Consider the following 24,932-nt stretch of genomic DNA (forward strand, 5'->3'; position numbering starts at 1 on the left):
CACGTGTAGGCATGGGAAAGAGCGGGCGGGGCTGATCAGCGTGAAGACCGATACCCGGGTGGACCAGACGCCACCTCCGAAGAAGCAGGCCGACCGCAAGCCCCCACCGGGCCCACCGAATCTGCTGCTGTTCGTCGTGGCGGCACTGCTGCCACCCCGCTTCACCCCCGAACGCGTCCGCTACGACCGGCGCTACCGCACCCTCGACAAGTACCGCTTCGTCGTGGGCTTCCTGGCCGTGCCACTCGCGTTCTACGCGCTGTTCGTGATCTCGCCGTTCCTCCAGGCGATCTACTACTCGTTCACCGACTGGTCCGGCGGGCCCGTCGCGCACTTCGTCGGGTTCGACAACTACGAGAAGATGTGGAACGACGAGCGGTTCTGGGACTCGCTGCAGGTGAGCGTCCTGCTGCTGGTCATCGCGCCCGTCGTGACCCTCGTCCTCGGCATGTTCTTCGCCTACATGATCACCTCGGGCGGGCGGCACCGCAGGGGACGGGCCATCGCGGGCGTCGCGGGCTCGTCGGTCTACAAGGTCGTCTACTTCTTCCCGCAGGTCCTGTCCGTCGCCATCATCGCCGTGGTGTGGGGGCGCGTCTTCAACACCAACAGCGGCCTGATCAACGGCGGCCTCGACAAGGCCGGCGTCGACGGACCCGCCTGGCTCGGCGGCGACGAGACCCTCGGCCTGATCTCCCTGCTCACCGTGATCAGCTGGAGTTTCATCGGCTTCTACGTCGTGCTGTTCTCCGCGGCGATGGGCGCCATCCCCAAGGACGTCTACGAGGCCGCGCTCCTCGACGGCGCCGGCCGCGCCCGCACCTTCTTCAACGTCACGCTTCCGCTGATCCGGGACACGGTGCGCACCGGCTGGATCTACATGGGCATCCAGGCGCTCGACACCTTCGCGATCTGCCTGGTCATGGTGCCGCCGCACGTCCTGAAGGTGACCCCGGTCTTCCTCTACGAACGGTTCAGGGACGGCCAGTACGGCTACGCCACCGCCATCGGCGTCGTCCTTCTCTTCCTCAGCATGGCGTTCTCCCTGATCGTCATGCGGGTCGGGAACCGCGACCGGATCGAATACTGAGACCGCCACTGAGACCGCGGGAGTCACTGCATCATGACCACGACCACCACCACCGCCGCTCAGCCGCAGCCCCAGAAGGTGCCGTCCTCCGCGGTCCGCCGCGAGAAGGAGACGGGCGGCGCCCTCAACGTCTTCTCGCACGCCTTCCTGATCCTGTGGGTCGTCCTCGCCGCCGGACCGCTGATCTGGGTCGCCCTCACCGCGTTCCGGCCCTCCGCCGAGATCCTCAGCGACCCGATGGGCTGGCCCGCCTCCTTCCACTGGGAGAACTTCTCCAACGCGTGGAGCAAGGCCAACATCGGGCAGTACACCATCAACTCGCTGATCATCCTCGCCGGTTCGCTGACCGGCACGATGCTCCTCGGCTCGATGGCGGCCTACGTCATCGCCCGCTTCACCTTCCCCGGCAACCGCGTCATCTTCATGCTGTTCGCGGGCGGCATGATGTTCCCGGTCATCCTCGCCCTGGTGCCGCTCTTCGCCGTGATGGAGAACTTCGGCCTCCTCGACACCCGGCCCGGGCTGATGATCGCGTACATCGCGTACTCGCTGCCCTTCACCATCTTCTTCCTGACCTCCTTCTTCCGTACGCTGCCCACCGGCGTGCAGGAGGCGGCGATGGTCGACGGGGCCTCCCACACCCGTACGTTCTTCCAGATCATGCTGCCCATGGCCAAGCCCGGCCTCGTCAGCATCGGGATCTTCAACTTCCTCGGCCAGTGGAACCAGTACCTGCTTCCGCTGCTGCTCAACAACGAGGACGAGCAGAGCTACGTACTGCCGCAGGGACTCGCCTCACTGGCCGTCTCGCAGGGCTACCGGGGCGACTGGGGCGCCCTCTTCGCGGGCCTGACCATCGCCATGGTCCCGGTGCTCGTCGTCTACGCCGTCTTCCAGCGACAGGTACAGGCCGGTCTGACCGCGGGGGCCATCAAGTGACCTGGTAGGGCGGGTGATTTCAGGTTGGCCACGAAAGTGGTCTAGGCCTGTCGAGGCGAATCCGAGCCTGAGTAGTGTCGGCGCGACGGCGCCGCGGGGGGCGACTGGACGCGCTCAAGTCGACACCGATGTCGAAGGGTTGAAAACAGCATGAGGAACCGAATAGTCGCCACCGGTGCGGCAACGCTCGCCATGGCTCTGGGACTTACCGCCTGCAGCGGTGACAGCGACAGTGGGGACAGCAAGACGATCAAGCTCGTCGCCGCCGACTACGGCGACAAGGCCTCCAACGCCTCCAAGGTGTACTGGGCCGAGGTCAAGAAGGAATTCGAGAAGGCCAACGACGGCTACAAGGTCGATGTCCAGGTCATCAACTGGAACGAGATCGACAAGACCGTCAAGAACATGATCCAGGCGGGCGACGAGCCCGACCTGCTGCAGACCGGCGGTTACGCGGACAAGGTCGCCGACGACCTGCTCTACAAGGCGGACGACGTCCTCTCGCGCGAGACCCGTGACAACCTCATCCCGTCCTTCGCCAAGGCCGGCGAGGTCGACGGCACCCAGTACGGCATCCCGTGGGTCTCCTCCAGCCGCGTGATGTTCTACAACAAGGCCGTCTTCAAGAAGGCCGGCGTCAAGAACCCGCCCAAGACGTGGGACGAACTCGCCGCCGCCGCAAAGAAGATCAAGGACAAGAAGGCCGCCGACACCCCCTACGCCCTGCCGCTCGGCCCCGAGGAGACCCAGGGCGAGTCGATGATGTGGGAGCTCGGCAACGGCGGCGGCTACACCGACGCCGACGGCAAGTACACCCTCGACAGCGCCAAGAACGTCGAGACCTTCGAGTGGCTCAAGACCAAGCTGGTCAAGCCCGGCCTGACCTACCCCAACCCGGCCTCCACCGACCGCAAGACCGCCTTCGCGGACTTCGCGGCGGGCAAGGTCGGCATGCTCAACGGCCACCCGAGCCTGATCCAGATGGCCAAGGAGGGCAAGATCGACTACGGAGTCGTGCCCATCCCCGGCAAGACGGGACCGCTGAACGGCACCCTCGGCGTCGCCGACTGGATGATGGCGTTCAAGGACGGCGGCGCGGAGAAGGAGGGCGTGAAGAAGTTCCTGGACTTCACGTACTCCAAGAAGATGCTGGCGTTCGACGAGATGTACAACCTCATGCCGGTCACCAAGGACGCCCTCAAGCAGATGACCGACAGCGGCAAGCACAAGGACCTGGAGCCCTTCTTCCAGGTGCTGCCGAACGCCAAGTTCTACCCGCTCGGCGACACCAGCTGGGACGTCGTCTCCGCCGAGATGAAGAAGACCGGCGGCAAGGCCGTCTCCGACGACCCGAAGCAGATCCTCAGCGACCTGCAGAAGAAGGCGGAGTCGGCGGCGGCCGACGCCAAGTAGCGGCCGACGCCGAGTAAAGGAGTTTCCGTGTCGCTCAAAGCCCCTTCGCCCCCGGCCGACACCGGCCGGGGGCGGGGCGGGCGCGCACCCAGGCCGGTGAGCCGCCGCAGCGGCCTGGCCCGGCTCGGTCCGCTGCCCTGGATAGCGCCCGTCATCCTGCTGATCCTCGCCGTGGTCGTCTGGCCCGTCGTCGAGCTGGTCCGCACCTCGTTCCTCAACATCTCCATCTCCGGCAAGGTGCGCGGCAGCGCCGGGACCGACAAGTTCAAGAAGCTCTTCGAGGAGAGCGACTTCAGTGCCGTCCTCCTCTGGACGGTGCTGTGGACGGTCGTCGTCGTCACCGTCACGATGCTGTTCTCGCTCGCCCTCGCCCAGCTGTTCAACCAGAAGTTCCCCGGCCGCCGCTATGCCCGCTGGGCCCTCATCGCCCCGTGGGCCGCGTCCGTCCTGATGACCGCCATCGGCTTCAAGTGGATGCTCAACCAGACCGCGGGCGTCCTCAACACCCTCATGCTCGACCTGGGGCTCATCGACAGCTCCAAGGACTGGCTGGGCAGGCCGGAGACCGCCTGGCCGTGGATGATGGGCGTCGCGGTCTTCGTGTCGCTGCCCTTCACCACGTACACGCTCCTGGCCGGACTGCAGACCATCCCGCAGGACGTCTACGAAGCGTCGCGCATCGACGGCGCGAGCCCCTGGCAGACCTACCGGCACATCACCCTGCCGATGCTGCGGCCCGCCTTCCTCGTCGGCGTCGTCATCAACCTCATCAACGTCTTCAACTCCTTCCCGATCATCTGGGCCATGACCCAGGGCGGGCCGGGCTACGACACCTCCACGTCGATGGTGTTCATGTACAAGCTGAAGGAGACCGACATCGGTGAGTCCGCGGCCATGTCGGTCGTCAACTTCCTGATGGTCGTGGTGCTCGTGCTGATCTTCCTGAAGGTCAGCCGGTGGAACGAGGAGGACTGATGGCCACCGCGACGGCGACCCGCCCCGCGCCCCGGAAGGACGACGCGCCGAAGAAGGCGAAGCGCACCTTCCGGCCCCGCACCCTGGTCATCACGGCCTGCGCGTGGCTCCTGGCCGCGATCTTCCTCGCGCCGTACCTGGAGATGATCGTCACCGCGCTCCGCCCCAAGGACGAGCTGCGGGACCGCACGTACCTGCCCCAGGACCTGGAGTGGGCCAACTTCATCGACGTCTGGAAGGAGTCCGAGCTCGGCCAGAACCTCCAGGTCACCCTGCTCGTCGCGGGCGGCGCCACCCTGCTCGTCCTGCTCGTCTCGCTGCCCGCCGCGTACTACACGGCCCGCATGCGCTACCGCGGCCGCAAGGTCTTCCTGCTCCTGGTCCTTGTCACCCAGATGTTCCAGCCCACGGCGCTCCTGGTCGGCCTGTACCGCGAGTTCCACCAGCTCGACATGCTCAACTCCGTCTGGACGCTGATCCTCACCAACGCGGCGTTCAACCTCGCCTTCGCGGTGTGGATCCTGACGGCCTACATCAGCTCCATCCCCGCGGAGCTCGAAGAGGCCGCCATGGTGGACGGCACCAGCCGCTTCGGCGCCATGATCAAGGTGACGCTGCCGCTGGCGCTGCCCGGCGTCGTGACGGCCGTGATCTTCACGTTCATCACGTCCTGGAACGAGTTCGTGATGGGCCTGACCCTCACCACCGAGCCGGACAAGCAGCCCCTGACGGTCGGCATCAACAACTTCATCGGCAACTACACGGTGCAGTGGAACTACCTGTTCGCGGCGTCCGTGGTCGCCATCGTGCCGGTCATCGTGCTGTTCGCGATCATCGAACGGCATGTGGTGTCGGGGCTCACGGCGGGGTCCGTGAAGTAGTCGAGGCATACGCGGAACGGCCGCCCAGCTGCTCCTGGACGGCCGTTCTTCGTTTGGCGCATCCGGGCGTGCTCCCGACGGCCCTCGCGTTCAGTACTTGGGCGTACGCCGTCTCCCACAGCACTGCGGGAAAGACGGGTTCGACCACGTATGGGCAAGCCCACACGCCAGGGTCCCGATTTCCGTCAACGACTTGACTGCGACAGCTCCTTCAGCGGAGTTTGGAGTTCACAACTTGTACATGGCCCGGTACCCGTTTCCGAGACCGGCGTCACGGGGGGCCACGTGCCGCCCGAATGAGGGCAAAGGGTGAGAGTCAATGGAGACTCCGGGGTCGCAGTCGTCTCTGCACCGGGCCAATCTGGAGCGGGTCGTGCGCGCCGTGCGCCTCGCCGGGTCGCTCACGCAGGCCGAGATCGCGAGGACGACGGGTCTGTCGGCCGCGACGGTCTCCAACATCGTCCGCGAGCTCAAGGACGGCGGAACGGTCGAGGTCACGCCCACCTCGGCGGGGGGCAGGCGGGCCCGCAGCGTCTCGCTCAGCGGTGACGCGGGCATCGTCATCGGCGTCGACTTCGGCCACACGCACCTGCGCGTCGCGGTCGGCAACCTCGCCCACCAGGTCCTCGCCGAAGAGTCCGAGCCGCTGGACGTCGACGCGTCCGCCGCGCAGGGCTTCGACCGGGCCGAGCAGCTCGTCAGCAGGCTGATCGAGGCCACCGGAGTGGACCGTACGAAGATCGCGGGCGTCGGGCTCGGCGTGCCGGGACCCATCGACGTGGAGTCCGGCACCCTCGGCTCGACGTCGATCCTGCCGGGCTGGACCGGCACCAAGCCCGCCGAGGAGCTGGGCGGCCGCCTCGGTGTGCCCGTGCACGTCGACAACGACGCCAACCTGGGCGCGCTCGGCGAGCTGGTCTGGGGCAGCGGCCGCGGCGTCAAGGACCTCGCGTACATCAAGGTCGCGAGCGGCGTCGGCGCGGGCCTCGTGATCAGCGGCCGCATCTACCGCGGCCCCGGCGGCACCGCGGGGGAGATCGGGCACATCACGCTCGACGAGTCGGGCCCCGTCTGCCGCTGCGGCAACCGCGGCTGTCTGGAGACCTTCACCGCCGCCCGCTACGTCCTGCCGCTGCTCACCTCCAGCCACGGCACCGACCTGACCATGGAGCGCGTGGTCGGCCTGGCGCGCGAGGGCGACCCGGGGTGCCGGCGCGTGATCGCCGACGTCGGGCGGCACATCGGCAGCGGCGTCGCGAACCTCTGCAACCTCCTCAACCCCTCCCGTGTCGTGCTCGGCGGCGACCTCGCGGAGGCGGGCGAGCTGGTGCTCGGACCGATCAGGGAGTCGGTCGGACGGTATGCGATCCCGAGCGCCGCGCGTCAGCTGTCCGTGCTGCCCGGTGCGCTCGGCGGTCGCGCCGAAGTGCTCGGCGCGCTGGCCCTCGCACTCAGCGAGATGGGCGATTCAACCCTTTTGGACGGGTCGCTGTCCGCGGGTGCACCTGCCTTCACTTAGATAACGCATGGCACCGTTGTCATCTCGTTAAGGATTTACTCCTTGACGCTGGTGTGGCGGCCGAGTTGACTTCGAGCCACCTCGGCCGCAACGACGCGGCCTCGTCAGGGAGGCACCCCACCATGAACGCAATGACGCGTCGCGTCGTCATAGGCACGGCCGCGGTTTCGATGGCACTCGCCATGACCGCGTGCGGCAAGGCAGGCGACGGCGACGACAAGGGCAGCGGCGACAACAAGACCATCGGTCTGCTGCTCCCCGAGAACAAGACCACGCGCTACGAGACCTTCGACCGTCCTTTCATGGAGGACAAGATCGAAGAGCTCTGCTCGGACTGCAAGGTCAAGTACAACAACGCGGCCCAGGACATCGAGACCCAGAAGAAGCAGTTCGACGCCCTCATCACCCAGGGCGTCAAGGTCATCATCCTGGACGCGGTGGACTACAAGTCGACCAAGTCCTGGGTCAAGCAGGCCGACAAGCAGGGCGTGAAGGTCGTCGCGTACGACCGCCTCGCCGAGGGTCCGCTCGCCGCCTACGTCTCGTACGACAACGAGAAGATCGGCCGCCTCCAGGGCGGGGCCATGGTCAAGGCGCTCGGCTCCGACGCCAAGGACGCCAACGTCGTCATGATCAACGGCTCGCCGACCGACCCGAACGCCCCCTTCTTCAAGAAGGGCGCCCACTCGGTGCTCGACAAGAAGGTCAAGAAGATCGTCTACGAGCAGGACATCCCGGACTGGTCGCCGGACGAGGCGAACCGCAAGATGGCCTCCGCGATCGACAAGCTCGGCAAGGACGGCATCCAGGGCGTCTACGCCGCCAACGACGGCATGGCGGGCGGCGTGATCACCGCCCTCAAGCAGCGCGGCATCAAGGTCCCCGTCGGCGGCCAGGACGCCGAACTCGCGGGCGTGCAGCGCATGCTGAGCGGCGACCAGGACTACACGATCTACAAGCAGATCAAGCCGGAGGCCGAGACCACCGCCGAGATCGCCGTCCGCCTGCTCCAGGGCAAGGACATCGACGCGATCACCGACCGCAAGGTCGACTCGCTCAGCGGTGACTTCAAGGGCATCCCGGCCAAGCTCTACGACGCGCAGGCGATCACCAAGAACGAGGTCGCGGACACGATCGTCAAGGACAAGGTCTACAAGGTCAGCGAGATCTGCACCGCCCAGTACAAGAAGGCGTGCGACGCCGCGGGTATCAAGTAACTCCCGCTTGCGGTAAATCCGTTCCTGCGAGACGAGGCCCACGGGCGGCGTGAGAGCGCTTCCCGGCCCCCGTACGGAACGGCTTCCAGTACCGGTCAGGTGCCCGCCCCATCACACCGCCCCGCAAACGGGGGGCGGGCACCCGACCTGCCCTTGCTGCACCACCATTCCCCGCCGGTCAGGCGGCGAAGGAGATGATTCACGTGTCCGCTACGCCCGTGCTGGCGTTGCGCGGGGTCTCCAAGCGGTTCGGCGCCGTCCAGGCGCTCACGGACGTAGACCTCGAGATCCACACCGGTGAGGTGGTCGCCCTCGTCGGCGACAACGGCGCCGGCAAGTCCACTCTCGTCAAGACGATCTCGGGCGTTCACCCGATCGACGACGGGACCATCGAGTGGGAGGGCAGGGCGGTCCGCATCGGACGCCCGCACGACGCCCAGAACCTCGGCGTGGCCACCGTCTACCAGGACCTGGCCCTCTGCGACAACCTCGACGTCGTCGCCAACCTGTTCCTCGGCAGCGAACTGAAGACGGCCTCCGTCCTCGATGAGATCAAGATGGAGAAGCGGGCCAAGCAGCTCCTCGACACCCTCTCCATCCGCATCCCCAGCGTCCGCATCCCGGTCGCGGCGCTCTCCGGCGGCCAGCGCCAGGTCGTCGCCATCGCCCGCGCGCTGGTCGGCGACCCCAAGGTCGTCATCCTCGACGAGCCGACCGCGGCGCTCGGCGTCGAGCAGACCGCCCAGGTCCTCGACCTGGTCGAGCGGCTGCGCGAGCGCGGCCACGGAGTCATCCTCATCAGCCACAACATGGCCGACGTGAAGGCCGTCGCCGACCGTGTCGCGGTGCTGCGGCTCGGCCGCAACAACGGCACCTTCACCGTCGCCGACACCACCAACGAAGAGATCATCGCCGCCATCACCGGCGCCACGGACAACGCCGTGACCCGCCGCAGGGCGCGTACGGCCACGGCGACCAAGGAGGACGCAAAGTGAGCGACCTCGCCAAGACCCCCAAGGCCCCCGCCGACGCGCCGCCCGAGGCCCAGCCCTCGGCCGCGCCGTCCCCCGCGGTCGACCCGCGCCTCCTCGTCCGCGAGGAGGGCCTGGCAGGCTACTGGACCGAGTTCAAGCGCAAGATGCGCGGCGGCGAGCTCGGCTCGCTGCCCGTCGTCATCGGCCTGATCGTCATCGCGATCATCTTCCAGCTGAAGAACGAGCACTTCCTGGACGCGAGCAGCCTCGCGAACATCGCCGTCTTCACCTCCGGCCTCGGCATCATGGCCGTCGGCATCGTCTTCGTCCTGCTGCTCGGCGAGATCGACCTGTCGGTCGGCTCGGTGGCCGGCATGGGCGCGGCCGTATGGGCCGTGCTGAGCGTCACGCACGAGCTGAACGACTGGCTCTCGGTCCTCATCGCCATTCTGTCCGGGCTGGTCATCGGCTGTCTGCACGGGTTCTTTTTCGCCAAGATCGGCGTGCCCGCCTTCGTGGTCACCCTCGCGGGCTTCCTCGGCTGGAGCGGTCTGCAGATCTGGCTGATGGGCGGCGAGGGCAGCATCAACACGCCCGAAGGCAGTGTCGTCGAGGACCTGACCGGGCACTTCTTCGCCGAGAAGGGCGCGGCGTACGGTCTCGCGGCCGTCGCGATCATCGCGTACGCCGGTTCCCTGCTCCTCGACAGCAAGCGCCGCAAGACCGCCGGGCTCCCGTCCCGGCCGGTCAGCGAGATCGTCCTGCGCACGGTCGTCGTGGCCGTCCTCGCGGGCGGCGCGGCGTACGAGCTGAACGAGCCGGAGGGCGCCCGCGGCCTGCCGCTGGCCCTGGTGCTCTTCCTCGCCGTCCTGGTGATCGCGGACTTCGTGGCCCGGCGCACCACCTTCGGCCGCCAGGTCTTCGCGGTCGGCGGCAACGCGGAGGCCGCGCGGCGCGCGGGCATCAACGTGGACCGCGTCCGGATCATCGTCTTCGGCATCTCCGGCATGCTCGCCGCCTTCGGCGGCCTCTTCATCGCCAGCCTCTCGGGCGGCGCCACGAAGAGCCTGGGCGGCGGCAACACGCTGATGATGGTGATCGCGGCGGCGGTCATCGGCGGCACGAGCCTCTTCGGCGGCCGCGGCAAGGTGTGGTCCGCGCTGCTCGGCATGCTGGTGATCCAGTCGATCCAGCAGGGCCTGAACATGCTCGGCATGGCCAGCGAGATCCAGTACATGATCACCGGTGCGGTCCTCCTGGCCGCGGTGGTCATCGACTCCGTCTCGCGCCGCACGCAGAAGAGCGCGGGTCGCGCCTAGTCACTCACCGGACGCACCACTACGGGAACGTTTGTCCCGTAGTGGTGCGTCTGTTTGTGTGACGGGTAAAACGCCTCCCGGACGCGTGCGCCAGCCGCGGAACATTAGACTCGACAGACCCGGCAACGCTCGAACAGCACATCTCAGCTCTACTGCAAGGAGGCACGGGTGCCGCTGCTGACCCGCATCACGGGACCGCGCGATCTGGACCGTCTCAGCCCGGAGGAGCTGAACCAGCTGGCCGGAGAGATCCGCAGCTTCCTCGTCGATGCCGTCGCCAAGACCGGCGGCCACCTCGGGCCGAACCTCGGCGTGGTCGAGCTCACCATCGCCCTGCACCGCGTCTTCGAGTCCCCGCAGGACAAGGTCCTCTTCGACACCGGCCACCAGAGCTACGTGCACAAGCTGCTCACCGGCCGCCAGGACTTCGCCAAGCTGCGCAGCAAGGGCGGCCTCTCCGGCTACCCCTCGCGCGCCGAGTCCGACCACGACGTGATCGAGAACAGCCACGCCTCCACCGTCCTCGGCTGGGCCGACGGCCTCGCCAAGGCCAACGAGGTCCGCGGCAAGGACGACCACGTCGTCGCCGTCATCGGTGACGGCGCGCTGACCGGCGGCATGGCCTGGGAGGCGCTGAACAACATCGCCGCCGCCAAGGACCGCCCCCTGGTCATCGTCGTCAACGACAACGAGCGGTCCTACGCGCCGACGATCGGTGGCCTCGCCAACCATCTGGCGACGCTGCGCACCACCGACGGCTACGAGCGGTTCCTGGCCCGCGGCAAGGACTTCCTGGAGCGCACGCCCGTCGTCGGCAAGCCGCTCTACGAAACCCTGCACGGCGCCAAGAAGGGCCTGAAGGACTTCATCGCCCCGCAGGGCATGTTCGAGGACCTCGGCCTGAAGTACGTCGGCCCGATCGACGGCCACGACATCGAGGCCCTGGAGTCCGCCCTGCAGCGCGCCAAGCGCTTCGGCGGCCCGGTCATCGTGCACTGCCTCACCGAGAAGGGCCGCGGCTACCAGCCCGCCGAGCAGGACGAGGCCGACCACTTCCACGGCATCGGCCCCATCCACCCCGACACGGGCCTGCCCATCGCCGCCTCCGGCATGGACTGGACCTCCGTCTTCGGCGAGGAGATGGTCAAGCTCGGCCGGGAGCGCGAGGACATCGTCGCGATCACCGCGGCCATGCTGCAGCCGGTCGGCCTGAAGCGGTTCGCCGACGAGTTCCCCGACCGGGTCTACGACGTGGGCATCGCCGAGCAGCACGCCGCCGTCTCCGCCGCGGGCCTGGCCAGCGGCGGCCTGCACCCCGTCTTCGCGGTGTACGCGACCTTCCTCAACCGCGCCTTCGACCAGCTCCTCATGGACGTGGCGCTGCACAAGTGCGGCGTCACCTTCGTCCTGGACCGGGCCGGAGTCACCGGCACGGACGGCGCCTCGCACAACGGCATGTGGGACATGTCGATCCTCCAGTGCGTGCCGACGCTGCGGATCGCCGCGCCGCGCGACGCCGACCAGGTCCGCCTCCAGCTGCGCGAGGCCGTCGAGGTCGACGACGCCCCGACCGTCGTGCGGTACTCGAAGGGCGCCGTCGGCCCCGCGGTCAAGGCCGTCGACACGGTCGGCGGCATGGACGTACTGCGCAAGGCGGGCACGAAGAAGCCGGACGTCCTGCTCGTCTCCGTCGGCGCGCTCGCACCCATGTGCCTGGAGATCGCCGACCTCCTGAACAAGCAGGGCATCACCACGACCGTGGTCGACCCGCGCTGGGTCAAGCCGGTCGACGAGGCCATGGCGCCGCTCGCCGAGCAGCACCGCGTCGTCGTCACGGTCGAGGACAACTCCCGCGCGGGCGGTGTCGGCTCGGCCATCGCGCAGTCCCTGCGCGACGCGGGCGTCGACGTGCCGCTGCGCGACTTCGGCATCCCGCCGCGCTTCCTCGACCACGCGTCCCGCAAGGAGATCATGGCGGAGATCGGCCTGACCGCCCCGGACATCTCCCGTCAGGTGACGGGCCTGGTCGCCAAGCTCGACGGACGGTACGAGCGGCACACCGCGGCCGCGGTGGACTCCGTGGATTCCGTGGAGCCCGCCCGCGACTGAGTGTCGACACGCACCGCCGAAGGGCCGGTCACACCACCCTGTACGGGTGGTGGAACCGGCCCATTCGCGTGAATGGGCCCGTCCCGGCGCTTATGGGGTACCCGGCCTCTCGATCATGTCGGGGACGACAAGCGTGGGAGGTACGCCCGTGAGCAGCACCCTCTTCAGGACGAAGAGCGTCGAGCAGTCCATCAAGGACACCGAGGAACCGGAGCACGCGCTCAAGAAGTCGCTGTCCGCCCTCGACCTCACGGTCTTCGGCGTCGGCGTCATCATCGGCACCGGCATCTTCGTACTGACCGGAAAGATCGCCAAGGAGACGGCGGGGCCCTCGGTCGCACTCGCCTTCGTCGTCGCCGGGCTCGTCTGCGCCCTCGCGGCGCTCTGCTACGCCGAGTTCGCGTCGACCGTGCCGGTCGCAGGATCCGCGTACACCTTCTCGTACGCCTCACTCGGCGAATTCCCGGCCTGGATCATCGGCTGGGACCTGATCCTGGAGCTCGCGCTCGGCTGCGCGGTGGTCGCGGTCGGCTGGTCCGGATATCTGCGCTCGCTCCTCGACACCGCGGGCATGCACCTGCCGCAGGCACTGAGCGGGACACACGAGGGACAGTTCGGCTTCGACCTGCTCGCCGCCGTCCTCGTGCTCGTCCTCACGGGCATCCTGGTCGCCGGAATGAAGCTTTCCTCACGGGTCACCAACGTCATCGTCGCCGTCAAGGTCACCGTGGTGCTCCTGGTCATCGTCGTCGGCGCGTTCCTCGTCACGGGCGCCAACTACGACCCGTTCGTCCCGCCCACCGAGCACGTCGAGGGCGGCGGCGGCATCACCGCGCCGCTGGTCCAGCTGCTCTTCGGCTTCACGCCCTCGCACTTCGGCGTCATGGGCATCTTCACCGCGGCCGCCGTGGTCTTCTTCGCGTTCATCGGCTTCGACATCGTCGCGACCGCCGCCGAGGAGACCCGCAACCCGCAGCGCGACGTGCCCCGCGGCATCCTCGGCTCGCTGCTCATCTGCACGATCCTGTACGTCGCCGTCTCCGTCGTCGTCACCGGTATGCAGAAGTACACCGACCTCTCCACCGACGCACCGCTCGCGGACGCCTTCAAGGCCGTCGGGCACCCCTTCTGGTCCGGCGTGATCAGCTTCGGCGCGGCCGTCGGACTCACCTCCGTCTGCATGATCCTGCTGCTCGGCCAGACCCGCGTGTTCTTCGCCATGAGCCGCGACGGCCTGCTCCCGCAGTCGTTCTCCAAGGTCCACCCGAAGTTCGGCACCCCCTACCGCTCGACGATCCTGCTCGGCGCGATCGTCGCCGTCGTCGCCGGGTTCACCTCCATCGACGAGCTCGCCGAACTGGTCAACATCGGCACCCTGTTCGCCTTCGTCGTGGTCGCCCTCGGCGTCATCCTGCTCCGCAAGCAGCGCCCCGACCTGCCGCGCGCCTTCCGCACCCCGCTGGTCCCGCTCGTGCCGATCCTGTCGGTCCTCGCGTCGTTCTGGCTGATGCTGAACCTGCCGGCGGAGACCTGGCTGCGGTTCGGCGTCTGGATGGTCCTCGGCGTCGTCGTCTACTTCGTGTACGGGCGCTCGCACAGCCGTCTCCACCAGCGTGACCCGCACGCGAACGACGCACGGTAGACACCCCGTATGGTCGCGCCGCCCTCGGCGTCACCGCGCTCCGTACGCCACCTCCGGGTGCCGGGCCCGCGAGAGGAGTACGTCGCCGAAGGCGGTGTCCGGCGCCCCGGCCCCTACTGGGCCCGCCTGCTGCCGCCGCTCGCCGCCCTCGCGTGCGTGACGCGGCTGCCCTCCTTCCGGTGGCCGCTGTGGAACCCCGACGAGGGGTACCTCGCCGTGCAGGCGCAGATACTGGCGCACGGCGGTGCGCTCTACGAAACCGTCGTCGACCGCAAGCCGCCGCTCGTCCCCTGGCTGTACGCGGGCGCCTTCGCGCTCTTCGGCGACGGCTCGCTCCTCCCGCTCAAGGTGCTCGCGGTCGCCGCGCAGCTCCTGACGGCGGTGCTTCTGGTCTCGTTGGCCAGGCGCCGCTGGGGGGACGGAGCGGGGCGCACGGCCGGCGTGCTGTACCTCCTGATCTCCATCGGCCTCAACCCCGAGGACACCCAGGCCGCCGCCTTCGAAGTCTTCATGCTGCCGTGCACGGCCGCCGCCATGTGGTGCGCCGACCGGCGCCGCTGGGGAGCCGCAGGCGCCGCGGTGGCCTGCGCGTTCCTCGCCAAGCAGACCGGGGGAGCGGTGCTGCTCCCGGTCTGCTGGCTGCTGTGGCGGGCCGGGGCGCACCGCCGCGACACGGTGCGCCTGACAGCCGGACTCGGCGTGCCCGTCCTCGCCGCGGCCCTCCTGACGACCCCCACGGGCTTCGTCTTCTGGACGGTGACGGGCTCGGGGGCCTACGCCTCCTTCACCGGCTCCGAACTCCACGTACTGGGGCGGGGATTGGTCAACGCGGCGATCCTCACGTCGGCCTGCGCGGGGATCGTCGCGCCCGTCGTACGCGTCCTGCGCATCGCCCGCACCGGCGCCCCCGAACTCTGGCTCTGGCTCGCCTCGTCCGTGGCCGCCGTACTGCTCGGCTTCCACTTCTTCGGCCACTACTACCTGCAACTCATGCCGCCGCTCGCCCTCTTGGGCACGGCAGCGCTGCAGATCCTGCCGCGCGAGCGCACGGTCCGCGCCATCGTCGTCTCCGCGTGCGCGTGCGCCGTGTTCCTGGGGTGGGGCCTGCTCGCGCCGCGCCCCGAACTGGCCCACGCCACACGTCTCGCGGAGACCGTCAGGGCGCACACCGCGCCGGACGACCGCGTGCTGTTCTGGGGCATACACCCCGAGGCGTACTGGCTCGCCGACCGCGCCCCCGCGAGCCGCTACCTCACGGCCGGACTGCTCACCAACTACAGCGGCGGCAGGAACGGGCCCCAGGTGGGCGAGAAGTACGCGGTCGACGGCGCCTGGCCGGTCTTCCGCGAGGAGCTGCGCAGCCACCCCCCGGCCGTCGTCGTCGACGACTCACAGGGCAAGCGGTTCTCCCCGGACCGCGTCCCGGCACTGCGCCGGTTCCTCGCGGTCGGGTACGAGCCGGTGCTGCGGACGGGGGGAGCGGTGGTGTACGTACGGGTGGCGGGCTAGTCGCCCGGCGGGGCTCAGGGGCGTACGGTCCGGGGGCCCGCGCACTCGGCGCCCGTCTCGCCCACCCTGCGGCGCAGCTCACGGTCGGCCGTGACGACCAGACACGGGCGGCCCGCGGCGCTCGCGGCCACCTCCACGATCCGGTCGTCGCCGCTGCCGGACGCGCTCTCCACACGTACGCCCGGCACGGACTCCACGCCGCGCGCGGCGCCCTCCACGACCAGGACGACCTCCAGCGGCCCCGGATGCCCGGGCAGGCCCTCCTCAGCGTACCGGACGAGGGAGTCCCGCAGCCGCTCGGCGGCCCCCCGGCGGTCGTGCCACCACCCGTCGGGCACGGATCCGACGACGTTCGCGGCATCGACGACGACGAGAGTATTCATGCGGCAAACGTAAACTAATGGGCAGAACACCGTGCGTCCGTGAACGTGGAAGGGTTGGCGCCGAGTCATGCCGTCGAGGTCAAGCAGCACCGGTGCGCCGGAGACCGCCCGCTGGCTGCTGCGCGGCCGTGACGGCCGTCTCACCGCCTACGCCCGCGCCGAGGGAGGCCTCCTGCGCTGGACGGAGGCCAGGCCCTGCGGACCCGACTGGGAGGGCCCCGACTTCTTCGAGGCGCCCGACCTGACGTACCTCACGCTCGCCCAGGGCGCCGACGGATACGTGCACTTCGTCGGCCGCCGCGAGCGGCGCGACGCCGAGGGGAAGCCGCTCGTCGAGGTCGTGCACTCCATCCAGTACCAGTCGGGGCGGCCCCTCATGGACTGGCGCTCGCTCGGCAACCCGCACACCAAGCTCGTCGAGCGCGCCCCGCACCTCGGGGTGCCCGCCGCCGCGGTCGACGCCGCGGGCACCGTCCACGTCTTCGTGCGGGACGCGGTGGGCAGCGTCCGGATGCGCCGCGAGGGCAAGGGCGGCAAGTGGGAGGGGTGGAAGGACTTCAAGGTCCGCGACACCCTGGACGGCATGACCGCGGTCGCCACGTCGACGGGCCGCGTCGAGGTCCTCGCGCCCTCGGGCAAGGCCACGCTGCGCTGGGCCCAGGAGCAGCAGGGCGGTGAGCCGGTGCGTGTCGACGACATCCCGCTCGTCCCGGCCCCCGGCTCCGGTACGGCCCTGGAAACCGGCCCCGACCGCCTCACGTACTACGCGGCCGACTCCCTCGGCGACGGCGTCCTCGCCCACCGCCCGGCCGACGGCGGCCCCGCGCTGCCCCTCGGCGGCAACCCCGGCACCGGCCCCACGGCCGCCGTCCGCACGACCATAGACGGCTACGACTGCACGGTCATCGCCCACCGCGCGAGCACCGGCCGCCCCGCGCTCGCCGCGTTCCCCACGGAGGACGAGGGGGCGGGCCTGTGGTGGGCGGAGACCGGCGAACCGTGCCTGGGTGCACCCGCGCTCGCGCTCGACGCGCGGGGCCGCGTGGTCATGGCGGCGATCGGGCTCGACGGGACGTTGCGGATCGCCCGGCAGAAGGCGGAGGCGGGTCTCGCGCTGGGGGCGTGGGGGCGGGTGTGAGCGGCGTAGGTGCGCAAACGGCAGTGGGCCGTACGGGAGTTGTCCCGTACGGCCCACTGCCGTCGCTGTGCGGTGTTACGCCGGTACGCTCGCCACGCCCTGCGCCAGGAACCGCTTCCCGTTCACCCGCTCGCTGACGCCCTCACGGTCCAGGTACGGCGTGATGCCGCCCAGGTGGAAGGGCCAGCCCGCGCCGGTGATCAGGCAGAGGTCGATGTCCTGGGCCTCGGCGACGACGCCCTCGTCGAGCATGAGCCCGATCTCCTGCGCCACCGCGTCGAGCACGCGGTCCCGCACCTGCTCCTCGGTCAGGACGGAGTCGCCCTGCTTCAGGAGCGCGGCGACCTCGGGGTCGAGCTCCGGCCTACCGGAGTCGTACACGTAGAAGCCGCGCTTGCCCGCCTTGACGACGGCCGCGAGGTTCGGGGAGACCGTGAAGCGCTCCGGGAAGGCGCGGTTCAGGGTCTCGGACACGTGCAGACCGATGGCCGGACCGACGAGCTCCAGGAGCACCAGCGGCGACATCGGCAGACCGAGCGGCTCGACGCCCTTCTCGGCGACGGCGACCGGGGTGCCCTCGTCGATGACGTTCTGGATCTCGCCCATGAAGCGCGTGAGGATGCGGTTCACGACGAACGCCGGGGCGTCCTTCACGAGCACCGCGGTCTTCTTCAGCTTCTTGGCGACACCGAAGGCCGTGGCCAGCGACGCGTCGTCCGTCCGCTCGCCGCGCACGATCTCGAGGAGCGGCAGGATCGCGACCGGGTTGAAGAAGTGGAAGCCGACGACCCGCTCGGGGTGCTTCAGCTTCGACGCCATCTCGGAGACCGAGAGCGAGGAGGTGTTGGTGGCGAGGATGGCGTGCGCCGGAGCGACGGCCTCGACCTCGGCGAACACCTGCTGCTTGACGCCGATCTCCTCGAAGACGGCCTCGATGACGAAGTCGGCGTCCGAGAAGCCCTCGGCCTTGTCCAGGACACCGGAGACGAGCGCCTTCAGGCGGTTGGCCTTGTCCTGGTTGATACGGCCCTTGAGGAGCAGCTTGTCGATCTCCTCGTGGACATAGCCCACGCCCTTGTCGATGCGCTCCTGGTCGATGTCGGTCAGCACGACCGGCACCTCGAGGCGGCGCAGGAAGAGCAGCGCGAGCTGCGAGGCCATCAGACCGGCGCCGACGACGCCGACCTTGGTGACCGGACGCGCGAGGTTCTTGTCCGGGGCGCCCGCAGGCCGCTTGCCGCGCTTCTGCACGAGGTTGAACGAGTAGATGCCCGCGCGCAGTTCACCGCCCATGATGAGGTCGGCGAGCGCGGTGTCCTCGGCGTCGAAGCCCGCCTGCAGGTCGCCGTTCTTGGCGGCCTCGATGATCTCCAGGGCGCGGTAGGCGGCCGGAGCGGCGCCGTGCACCTTGGAGTCGGCGATGGCACGGCCGCGCGCGACGGCGGCGTCCCAGCCCTCGCCGCGGTCGATCTCGGGGCGGACGACCTCGGTCTTGCCGTTGAGGACGGACGCCGTCCAGATCAGCGACTGCTCCAGGAAGTCCGCGCCCTCGAAGAGCGCGTCGGCGATGCCGAGCTCGAAGACCTGCTTGCCCTTGAGCTGACGGTTCTGGTTCAGCGAGTTCTCGATGATGACCGAGACGGCCTTGTCGGCGCCGATCAGGTTCGGGAGCAGCGCGCAGCCGCCCCAGCCCGGGACCAGGCCGAGGAAGACCTCGGGCAGCGAGAACGCGGGCAGCGCCTTGGAGACGGTGCGGTACGAGCAGTGCAGACCGACCTCGACGCCACCGCCCATCGCGGCACCGTTGTAGTACGCGAAGGTCGGCACGGCGAGCCCGGAGAGCCGCTTGAAGACCTCGTGCCCGCCCTTGCCGATGGCGAGCGCGTCGTCGTGCTTCTTCAGCAGCTCGACGCCCTTGAGGTCGGCGCCGACGGCGAAGATGAACGGCTTGCCGGTGATGCCGACGCCGACGATCGTGCCCTCGGAGGCCTCCTTCTCGACCTGGTCGATCGCCGTGTTCAGGTTGGCGAGGGACTGCGGCCCGAAGGTGGTCGGCTTGGTGTGGTCGAAGCCGTTGTCGAGGGTGATCAGCGCGAAGCGCCCGGCACCGTGGGGGAGGTCGAGGTGGCGTACGTGCGCCTGCGTGACGACCTCGTCGGGGAACAGCTCGGCCGCACCCTTCAGGAGCTCGGTGGTCGTGGTGCTCATGCTTCGCCTCCGGCGTCCTTGTGGTGGGGGTTCTCCCAGATGACCGTCGCGCCCATGCCGAAGCCGACGCACATGGTCGTGAGGCCGTAGCGGACCTCCGGCTGCTCCTCGAACTGCCGCGCCAGCTGCGTCATCAGACGTACGCCGGAGGAGGCGAGGGGGTGGCCGAACGCGATGGCGCCGCCGTACTGGTTCACGCGCGCGTCGTCGTCCGCGATGCCGTAGTGCTCCAGGAAGGCGAGCACCTGCACGGCGAAGGCCTCGTTGACCTCGAAGAGACCGATGTCGCCGATCGTCAGCCCCGCCTGGGCGAGGGCCTTCTCGGTCGCCGGGATCGGGCCGTAGCCCATGACCTCGGGCTCGACGCCCGCGAAGGAGTACGAGACCAGCCGCATCTTGACCGGCAGGCCGTTCTCCCGAGCGAACTCCTCGGAGGCGATGAGGGAGGCGGTGGCACCGTCGTTGAGACCGGCGGCGTTGCCCGCGGTGACGCGTCCGTGCGTACGGAACGGCGTCTTGAGGCTCGCGAGGCTCTCCAGGGTCGTCCCCGGACGCATCGGCTCGTCGGCGGTGGCGAGGCCCCAGCCGGTCTCACCGGCCTCCTCGTTCGTGCGCCGTACGGAGATCGGCACGAGGTCGGCCTGGATCTTGCCGTCGGCGTACGCCTTGGCGGCCTTCTCCTGCGAGCGCACGGCGTATTCGTCGGCGCGCTGCTTGGTGATGCTCGGGTAGCGGTCGTGCAGGTTCTCGGCGGTCATGCCCATGAACAGGGCGGACTCGTCGACGAGCTTCTCGCTCACGAACCGCGGGTTGGGGTCGACGCCCTCGCCCATGGGGTGGCGGCCCATGTGCTCGACACCACCGGCGACGGCGATGTCGTACGCACCGAAGGCCACGCTGCCCGCGACGGACGTCACGGCGGTCAGCGCGCCGGCGCACATGCGGTCGATGGAGTAACCGGGCACGGACTGCGGGAGCCCGGCGAGGATGCCGGCGGTGCGGCCGATCGTCAGACCCTGGTCGCCGATCTGCGTGGTCGCGGCGATGGCGACCTCGTCGATCTTGGCGGGGTCGAGGTCCGGGTTGCGGCGCAGCAGCTCCCGGATGGCCTTCACGACGAGGTCATCGGCACGGGTCTCGTGGTAGATGCCCTTCGGGCCCGCCTTGCCGAACGGGGTGCGGACGCCGTCCACGAAGACGACGTCCCTGACGGTACGAGGCACGATGGCTCTCCTCCAGGGTGCGGTTGCGCCACACCTGCGGCGCGCTTCCTCCGTCCACCCTACTTGTCGGTAACTACGTGGCCAAGGGCGACCTCGGCGAGGCAAAGGTCACACTCGCGGCGGGGCTCCCCCGCACGCCCTCGCCGCCCGCTCGTGCGGGGGCGTACGTGCCGGAGGGCGGTGTGAGGCGGCGTCCGGCGTGGAGTCAGGAGAGGGCCGCCACCAGCGGTGGGGTCACCTGCGTGATCTGCCAGGCTCGCGCCCCGTGTGACGCGAGTGCCGCCGCAACCGACGTCTCGTCGACCTGCGTCGGCGGCTCCCAGCACACCCGCCGCACCGTGTCCGGGGTGATCAGGTTCTCCTGGGGCATGTTGAGTTGCTCGGCGAGGGAGGAGATCGCCGCGCGAGCGGCGGAGAGGCGCGCCGCCGCCGCCGGGTCGCGGTCCGCCCAGGAGCGGGGAGGCGGCGGGCCGCTCACCGTCTGGCCGGGCTGGGGGAGGTCCGCGTCGGGGAGCGCCTTCGCGCGGTCCACCGCCGCCTGCCACTGCTCCAGCTGCCGCCGCCCCATCCGGTGCCCGAACCCGGTCAGGCCCGCCAGCGCGTGCGCGTTCGGCGGCAGCCCGAGCGCCGCCTCCACGATCGCCCCGTCGCTGAGCACCTTGCCCGGCGACACGTCACGCCGCTGGGCCACCTTGTCGCGGGCGGTCCAGAGTTCCCGTACGACCGCCATCTGACGGCGTCGGCGGACCTTGTGCATGCCGGACGTACGGCGCCAGGGGTCCTTGCGGGGCGGCGCGGGCGGCGCGGACGCGATCGCGTCGAACTCCTCGCGGGCCCACTCCAGCTTGCCCTGTCGGTCGAGTTCCTTCTCCAGCGCGTCGCGCAGGTCGACGAGGAGCTCCACGTCGAGTGCCGCGTACCGCAGCCAGGGCTCGGGGAGCGGCCGGGTCGACCAGTCGACCGCGGAGTGCCCCTTCTCCAGGACGTAGCCGAGCACGCTCTCCACCATCGCGCCGAGACCCACGCGCGGGAAACCGGCGAGGCGTCCCGCGAGCTCCGTGTCGAAGATGCGGGACGGGACCATGCCTATTTCGCGCAGGCACGGCAGGTCCTGCGTGGCCGCGTGCAGGACCCACTCCGCGTCGCCGATGGCCTCGCCGAGCCCGGACAGGTCGGGGCAGGCGACGGGGTCGATGAGCGCGGTGCCCGCGCCCTCGCGGCGGAGCTGGACGAGATAGGCCCGCTGTCCGTACCGGTAGCCGGACGCGCGCTCGGCGTCGACGGCGACGGGGCCGGTGCCACCGGCGTACGCGGCGATCATCTCCGCGAGGGCGTCCTCGTCGGCGATCACCGCCGGAATGCCGTCGCGGGGCTCGAGCAACGGGGTCGGCGCCGTTTCGACGTCGTCCGGAGGAGCGCCTCCGGTGGTTCGCAGTGAGTTGTCTGCTGCGGTCTCTTGGGCGTCGGTCACCTGTCAAGGGTATCTGTGTATGGACAGCGCCCGTCGACGGAACGTTCCGTCGACGGGCGCTCGGGGGGTGTAAATCAGTCAGTGGATGATGCCGGTGCGCAGCGCGACCGCCACCATCCCGGCCCGGTCACCCGTGCCGAGCTTGCGCGCGATCCGGGCGAGGTGGCTCTTCACGGTCAGGGCGGACAGGCCCATCGAGACGCCGATGGCCTTGTTGGACTGGCCCTCCGCGACCAGGCGCAGCACCTCGACCTCACGGCCGGACAGCTCTCGGTAGCCGCCGGGGTGGCTCGGGGTGCCCGGAGGGCGACGGTGCATGCGGGCGGCGGCCGAACCGATGGGGGCCGCGCCGGGGCGGGTGGGGAGTCCGACGTTCGTACGGGTGCCGGTGACGACGTAGCCCTTGACGCCGCCCGCGAGGGCGTTGCGCACGGCACCGATGTCGTCGGCGGCGGAGAGGGCGAGGCCGTTGGGCCAGCCCGCGGCACGGGTTTCGGAGAGGAGCGTCAGGCCGGAGCCGTCGGGGAGGTGGACATCAGCGACGCAGATGTCCCGGGGGTTGCCGATGCGGGGACGAGCCTCCGCGATGGACGAGGCCTCGATGACGTCGCGTACACCGAGTGCCCACAGGTGGCGGGTGACGGTGGAACGGACGCGGGGGTCGGCCACGACGACCATGGCGGTCGGCTTGTTCGGGCGGTAGGCGACCAGGCTTGCGGGCTGCTCGAGGAGAACGGACACCAGGCCTCCTGGATGGGGGGACGGGAGGGGCCGGCTCGGGGATGAAGCCGGGACGAACCGTGCTTTCAAGGTCACAAACCTCTTCGGCAGCAATCCTTGTCGCCTTTAGGGAATGATCACGATTTGGTGAGCAATAATTCGGGCAATTCGGACACGCACTCGATCATCCGAAGATCAAACCGAACACGCCCACGTTCGAGTGACCCCTCGCGAGGCAAACCCCGGTACAAGACGAACCCCGCGGCGCGGGCCGCGGGGTAGGGGAGTGAATGTTCGAGGAAGGATCGAGCGGGTGTTCGTCAGCGAGGCAGGGGGCCCCGCCGTTGCGGCAGTGACACAACGGAGCCGTCGCCCGACCCGCCCGGACCGGACGACCCGCCCGGCCCCGCCGATCCGCCGGACCCGTCCGCCCCCACCGGCGGCAGCCCCGCGACCTGGCAGAGCAGATCGCACCACGCCGCCAGATGCGCCCCCGTGTCCGGCACCCCGCCACCGCCCTCCCGCGGCGTCCACGACGCCCGGATCTCGATCTGCGAGGCGGGCGGCCGCTCCGAGAGCCCTCCGAAGTAGTGCGAGCCGGCGCGCGTCACCGTGCCGCTCGCCTCGCCCGCCGAGAGCCCCCGCGCACTCAGCGCCCCGGTCAGCCACGACCAGCAGACCTCCGGCAGCAGCGGATCCGCCGCCATCTCCGGTTCGAGCTCCGCCCGTACGAGCGTGACGAGCCGGAAAGTGCCCTGCCACGCGTCGTGCCCCGCCGGATCGTGGAGCAGTACGAGTCTGCCGTCGGCGAGGTCCTCCTCACCGTCCACGACCGCCGCCTCCAGCGCGTACGCGTGCGGCGCGAGCCGTTGCGGCGGCCGCGTCGGATCGATCTCGATCTCCGGCCGCAGCCGTGCCCCCCGCAGCGCGTCGACCGCCGCGCGGAAGGGCAACGGAGTCGAATCCGCCACCTTTCCCTCCGAACCGTCCATCTCGCCAGCGCCGTCCGACCGTTGTCCCTGAGCCGCAGCCATGCGGGGAAGGTTAAGGGGAACGGCGCCTTCGCGCAGGGAGAGACACCCGTCGGGGGGTTCCCGGTCAACGTGCGAGACTTTCCGCGTGAGTGCCAATGACAGCCGTGGCCCCGAGGGCCGGCAGAACACAGCGACGTACGACTCCCCCTTCATGAAGGCGTGCAGGCGCGAGGCAGTGCCGCACACGCCGGTCTGGTTCATGCGGCAGGCGGGGCGCTCACTTCCCGAGTACCGCAAGGTCCGCGAGGGCACGGCCATGCTGGAGTCCTGCATGCGCCCCGACCTCGTCACCGAGATCACGCTGCAGCCCGTGCGCCGCCACAACGTCGACGCCGCCATCTACTTCAGCGACATCGTCGTCCCGCTCAAGGCCATCGGCATCGACCTCGACATCAAGCCGGGCGTCGGTCCCGTCGTCGAGAAGCCGATCCGTACGCGCGCCGACCTCGCTCAGCTGCGGGACCTCACGCCCGACGACGTCCACTACGTCACCGAGGCGATGGGGATGCTGACGGCCGAGCTCGGCTCGACGCCGCTCATCGGGTTCGCCGGTGCGCCTTTCACTCTCGCGAGCTACCTCGTGGAGGGCGGTCCGAGCCGTAACCACGAGCACACCAAGGCGCTGATGTACGGCGACCCGCAGCTCTGGGCCGACCTGCTCGACCGCCTCGCGGAGATCACCGCCGCCTTCCTGAAGGTGCAGATCGAGGCGGGTGCGAGCGCCGTGCAGCTCTTCGACTCGTGGGTGGGCGCGCTGGCGCCCGCCGACTACCGCCGCTCGGTGATGCCCGCCTCGGCGAAGGTCTTCGACGCGGTCGCCTCGTACGGCGTGCCGCGCATCCACTTCGGTGTCGGCACCGGCGAGCTCCTCGGTCTCATGGGTGAGGCGGGCGCCGATGTCGTGGGCGCGGACTGGCGGGTGCCGGTGGACGAAGCCGCGCGCCGCGTCGGGCCCGGCAAGGCGATCCAGGGCAACCTGGACCCGGCCGTCCTCTTCTCCACGCGGGAGGCCGTCGAGCGGAAGGCGGACGAGGTCCTCGCCGCTGCGAGCGGTCTGGAGGGGCACATCTTCAACCTCGGGCACGGCGTCCTGCCCACGACCGACCCTGAGGCGCTGACCCGCCTCGTGGAGTACGTGCACACGCGCACGGCCGTCTGAACGGCGGAC

The 24,932-nt window shown here is 69.7% G+C and carries 20 protein-coding genes; 14 read left to right on the forward strand and 6 right to left on the reverse strand.

The window, feature by feature from the left end; genetic code table 11:
- The first annotated feature begins 148 nt into the window (after positions 1-148).
- The 12 genes from NOO62_RS30710 to NOO62_RS30765 all read left to right on the forward strand — a co-directional run bounded on the left by NOO62_RS30710 (position 149) and on the right by NOO62_RS30765 (position 15,587).
- A complete protein-coding gene (locus NOO62_RS30710) occupies positions 149-1,090 on the forward strand; it encodes a carbohydrate ABC transporter permease (protein ID WP_268775855.1) in 942 nt (313 codons plus the stop codon).
- Positions 1,091-1,123: 33 nt separating this feature from the next.
- Positions 1,124-2,029 carry a carbohydrate ABC transporter permease gene (locus NOO62_RS30715; protein WP_268774041.1) on the forward strand — a complete coding sequence of 302 codons (906 nt, stop codon included), beginning with the start codon at positions 1,124-1,126 and terminating at the stop codon, positions 2,027-2,029.
- A 150-nt stretch (positions 2,030-2,179) separates the two neighbouring features.
- Positions 2,180-3,442, forward strand: coding sequence for an extracellular solute-binding protein (locus NOO62_RS30720; RefSeq protein WP_268774042.1), 1,263 nt, complete (start codon positions 2,180-2,182; stop codon positions 3,440-3,442).
- Between the two features lie 27 nt (positions 3,443-3,469).
- Positions 3,470-4,417: a carbohydrate ABC transporter permease gene (locus tag NOO62_RS30725; protein WP_268774043.1), complete on the forward strand. Its 948-nt coding sequence runs from the start codon at positions 3,470-3,472 to the stop codon at positions 4,415-4,417.
- Positions 4,417-5,298, forward strand: coding sequence for a carbohydrate ABC transporter permease (locus NOO62_RS30730; protein ID WP_268774044.1), 882 nt, complete (start codon positions 4,417-4,419; stop codon positions 5,296-5,298). The genes NOO62_RS30725 and NOO62_RS30730 overlap by 1 nt, the downstream gene beginning before the upstream one ends.
- 319 nt (positions 5,299-5,617) lie before the next feature.
- Positions 5,618-6,817 (forward strand): ROK family transcriptional regulator, encoded by a 1,200-nt coding sequence (locus NOO62_RS30735; protein WP_268774045.1) that lies wholly within the window; start codon positions 5,618-5,620, stop codon positions 6,815-6,817.
- A 122-nt stretch (positions 6,818-6,939) separates the two neighbouring features.
- The gene (locus NOO62_RS30740) at positions 6,940-8,034 is read left to right on the forward strand and encodes a substrate-binding domain-containing protein (RefSeq protein ID WP_398972485.1); all 1,095 of its coding nucleotides are present in this window, start codon (positions 6,940-6,942) and stop codon (positions 8,032-8,034) included.
- Between the two features lie 194 nt (positions 8,035-8,228).
- The gene (locus NOO62_RS30745) at positions 8,229-9,029 is read left to right on the forward strand and encodes an ATP-binding cassette domain-containing protein (RefSeq protein WP_268774046.1); all 801 of its coding nucleotides are present in this window, start codon (positions 8,229-8,231) and stop codon (positions 9,027-9,029) included.
- Entirely contained in the window at positions 9,026-10,327 is a 1,302-nt protein-coding gene (locus NOO62_RS30750) for a sugar ABC transporter permease (RefSeq protein ID WP_268774047.1), read from the forward strand. The genes NOO62_RS30745 and NOO62_RS30750 overlap by 4 nt, the downstream gene beginning before the upstream one ends.
- 168 nt (positions 10,328-10,495) lie before the next feature.
- Positions 10,496-12,436 carry a 1-deoxy-D-xylulose-5-phosphate synthase gene (gene dxs, locus NOO62_RS30755; protein WP_268774048.1) on the forward strand — a complete coding sequence of 647 codons (1,941 nt, stop codon included), beginning with the start codon at positions 10,496-10,498 and terminating at the stop codon, positions 12,434-12,436.
- Positions 12,437-12,551: 115 nt separating this feature from the next.
- A complete protein-coding gene (locus NOO62_RS30760; RefSeq protein ID WP_321170622.1) occupies positions 12,552-14,078 on the forward strand; it encodes an amino acid permease in 1,527 nt (508 codons plus the stop codon).
- A gap of 9 nt (positions 14,079-14,087) precedes the next feature.
- Positions 14,088-15,587 carry an ArnT family glycosyltransferase gene (locus NOO62_RS30765; protein ID WP_268774050.1) on the forward strand — a complete coding sequence of 500 codons (1,500 nt, stop codon included), beginning with the start codon at positions 14,088-14,090 and terminating at the stop codon, positions 15,585-15,587.
- A 14-nt stretch (positions 15,588-15,601) separates the two neighbouring features.
- Here NOO62_RS30765 and NOO62_RS30770 read toward each other — a convergent pair whose 3' ends face one another.
- Entirely contained in the window at positions 15,602-15,970 is a 369-nt protein-coding gene (locus tag NOO62_RS30770) for an NTP pyrophosphohydrolase (RefSeq protein ID WP_268774051.1), read from the reverse strand.
- A gap of 67 nt (positions 15,971-16,037) precedes the next feature.
- On the opposite strand from NOO62_RS30770, the gene NOO62_RS30775 reads away from it, so the two are divergent.
- A complete protein-coding gene (locus tag NOO62_RS30775) occupies positions 16,038-17,108 on the forward strand; it encodes a hypothetical protein (RefSeq protein ID WP_268774052.1) in 1,071 nt (356 codons plus the stop codon).
- A 75-nt stretch (positions 17,109-17,183) separates the two neighbouring features.
- On the opposite strand, the gene NOO62_RS30780 is transcribed toward NOO62_RS30775, so the two are convergent.
- The 5 genes from NOO62_RS30780 to NOO62_RS30800 form a co-directional block, all read right to left on the reverse strand.
- Complete coding sequence (locus NOO62_RS30780; protein ID WP_268774053.1) at positions 17,184-19,316, reverse strand: 3-hydroxyacyl-CoA dehydrogenase NAD-binding domain-containing protein; 2,133 nt, start codon at positions 19,314-19,316, stop codon at positions 17,184-17,186.
- Positions 19,313-20,539, reverse strand: a complete 1,227-nt coding sequence (locus tag NOO62_RS30785; protein ID WP_268774054.1) for a thiolase family protein — start codon at positions 20,537-20,539, stop codon at positions 19,313-19,315. The genes NOO62_RS30780 and NOO62_RS30785 overlap by 4 nt, the downstream gene beginning before the upstream one ends.
- Positions 20,540-20,744: 205 nt before the next feature.
- Positions 20,745-22,010 (reverse strand): ribonuclease D, encoded by a 1,266-nt coding sequence (locus NOO62_RS30790; RefSeq protein ID WP_268774055.1) that lies wholly within the window; start codon positions 22,008-22,010, stop codon positions 20,745-20,747.
- A gap of 78 nt (positions 22,011-22,088) precedes the next feature.
- Positions 22,089-22,751: a response regulator transcription factor gene (locus tag NOO62_RS30795; protein WP_016643199.1), complete on the reverse strand. Its 663-nt coding sequence runs from the start codon at positions 22,749-22,751 to the stop codon at positions 22,089-22,091.
- 299 nt (positions 22,752-23,050) lie between these two features.
- Positions 23,051-23,764, reverse strand: a complete 714-nt coding sequence (locus NOO62_RS30800) for a DUF3000 domain-containing protein (protein ID WP_268774056.1) — start codon at positions 23,762-23,764, stop codon at positions 23,051-23,053.
- Between the two features lie 85 nt (positions 23,765-23,849).
- Between NOO62_RS30800 and hemE the strand changes: the two genes are divergently transcribed.
- Positions 23,850-24,923 (forward strand): uroporphyrinogen decarboxylase, encoded by a 1,074-nt coding sequence (gene hemE / locus NOO62_RS30805; protein ID WP_268774057.1) that lies wholly within the window; start codon positions 23,850-23,852, stop codon positions 24,921-24,923.
- The last annotated feature ends 9 nt before the right edge of the window (positions 24,924-24,932 follow it).

The sequence above is a fragment of the Streptomyces sp. Je 1-369 genome (assembly GCF_026810505.1).
Classification (GTDB): Bacteria; Actinomycetota; Actinomycetes; order Streptomycetales; family Streptomycetaceae; genus Streptomyces.

Excerpts from the sequence above, each read along its gene's own strand:
- NOO62_RS30715 (WP_268774041.1), top strand. The coding sequence starts at position 1,124 with ATGACCACGACCACCACCACCGCCGCTCAGCCGCAGCCCCAGAAGGTG.
- NOO62_RS30720 (WP_268774042.1), top strand. The coding sequence starts at position 2,180 with ATGAGGAACCGAATAGTCGCCACCGGTGCGGCAACGCTCGCCATGGCT.
- NOO62_RS30730 (WP_268774044.1), top strand. The coding sequence starts at position 4,417 with ATGGCCACCGCGACGGCGACCCGCCCCGCGCCCCGGAAGGACGACGCG.
- NOO62_RS30735 (WP_268774045.1), top strand. The coding sequence starts at position 5,618 with ATGGAGACTCCGGGGTCGCAGTCGTCTCTGCACCGGGCCAATCTGGAG.
- NOO62_RS30740 (WP_398972485.1), top strand. The coding sequence starts at position 6,940 with ATGAACGCAATGACGCGTCGCGTCGTCATAGGCACGGCCGCGGTTTCG.
- NOO62_RS30745 (WP_268774046.1), top strand. The coding sequence starts at position 8,229 with ATGATTCACGTGTCCGCTACGCCCGTGCTGGCGTTGCGCGGGGTCTCC.
- NOO62_RS30760 (WP_321170622.1), top strand. The coding sequence starts at position 12,552 with ATGTCGGGGACGACAAGCGTGGGAGGTACGCCCGTGAGCAGCACCCTC.
- NOO62_RS30765 (WP_268774050.1), top strand. The coding sequence starts at position 14,088 with ATGGTCGCGCCGCCCTCGGCGTCACCGCGCTCCGTACGCCACCTCCGG.
- NOO62_RS30770 (WP_268774051.1), bottom strand. The coding sequence starts at position 15,970 with ATGAATACTCTCGTCGTCGTCGATGCCGCGAACGTCGTCGGATCCGTG.
- NOO62_RS30775 (WP_268774052.1), top strand. The coding sequence starts at position 16,038 with ATGCCGTCGAGGTCAAGCAGCACCGGTGCGCCGGAGACCGCCCGCTGG.
- NOO62_RS30780 (WP_268774053.1), bottom strand. The coding sequence starts at position 19,316 with ATGAGCACCACGACCACCGAGCTCCTGAAGGGTGCGGCCGAGCTGTTC.
- NOO62_RS30800 (WP_268774056.1), bottom strand. The coding sequence starts at position 23,764 with ATGGCTGCGGCTCAGGGACAACGGTCGGACGGCGCTGGCGAGATGGAC.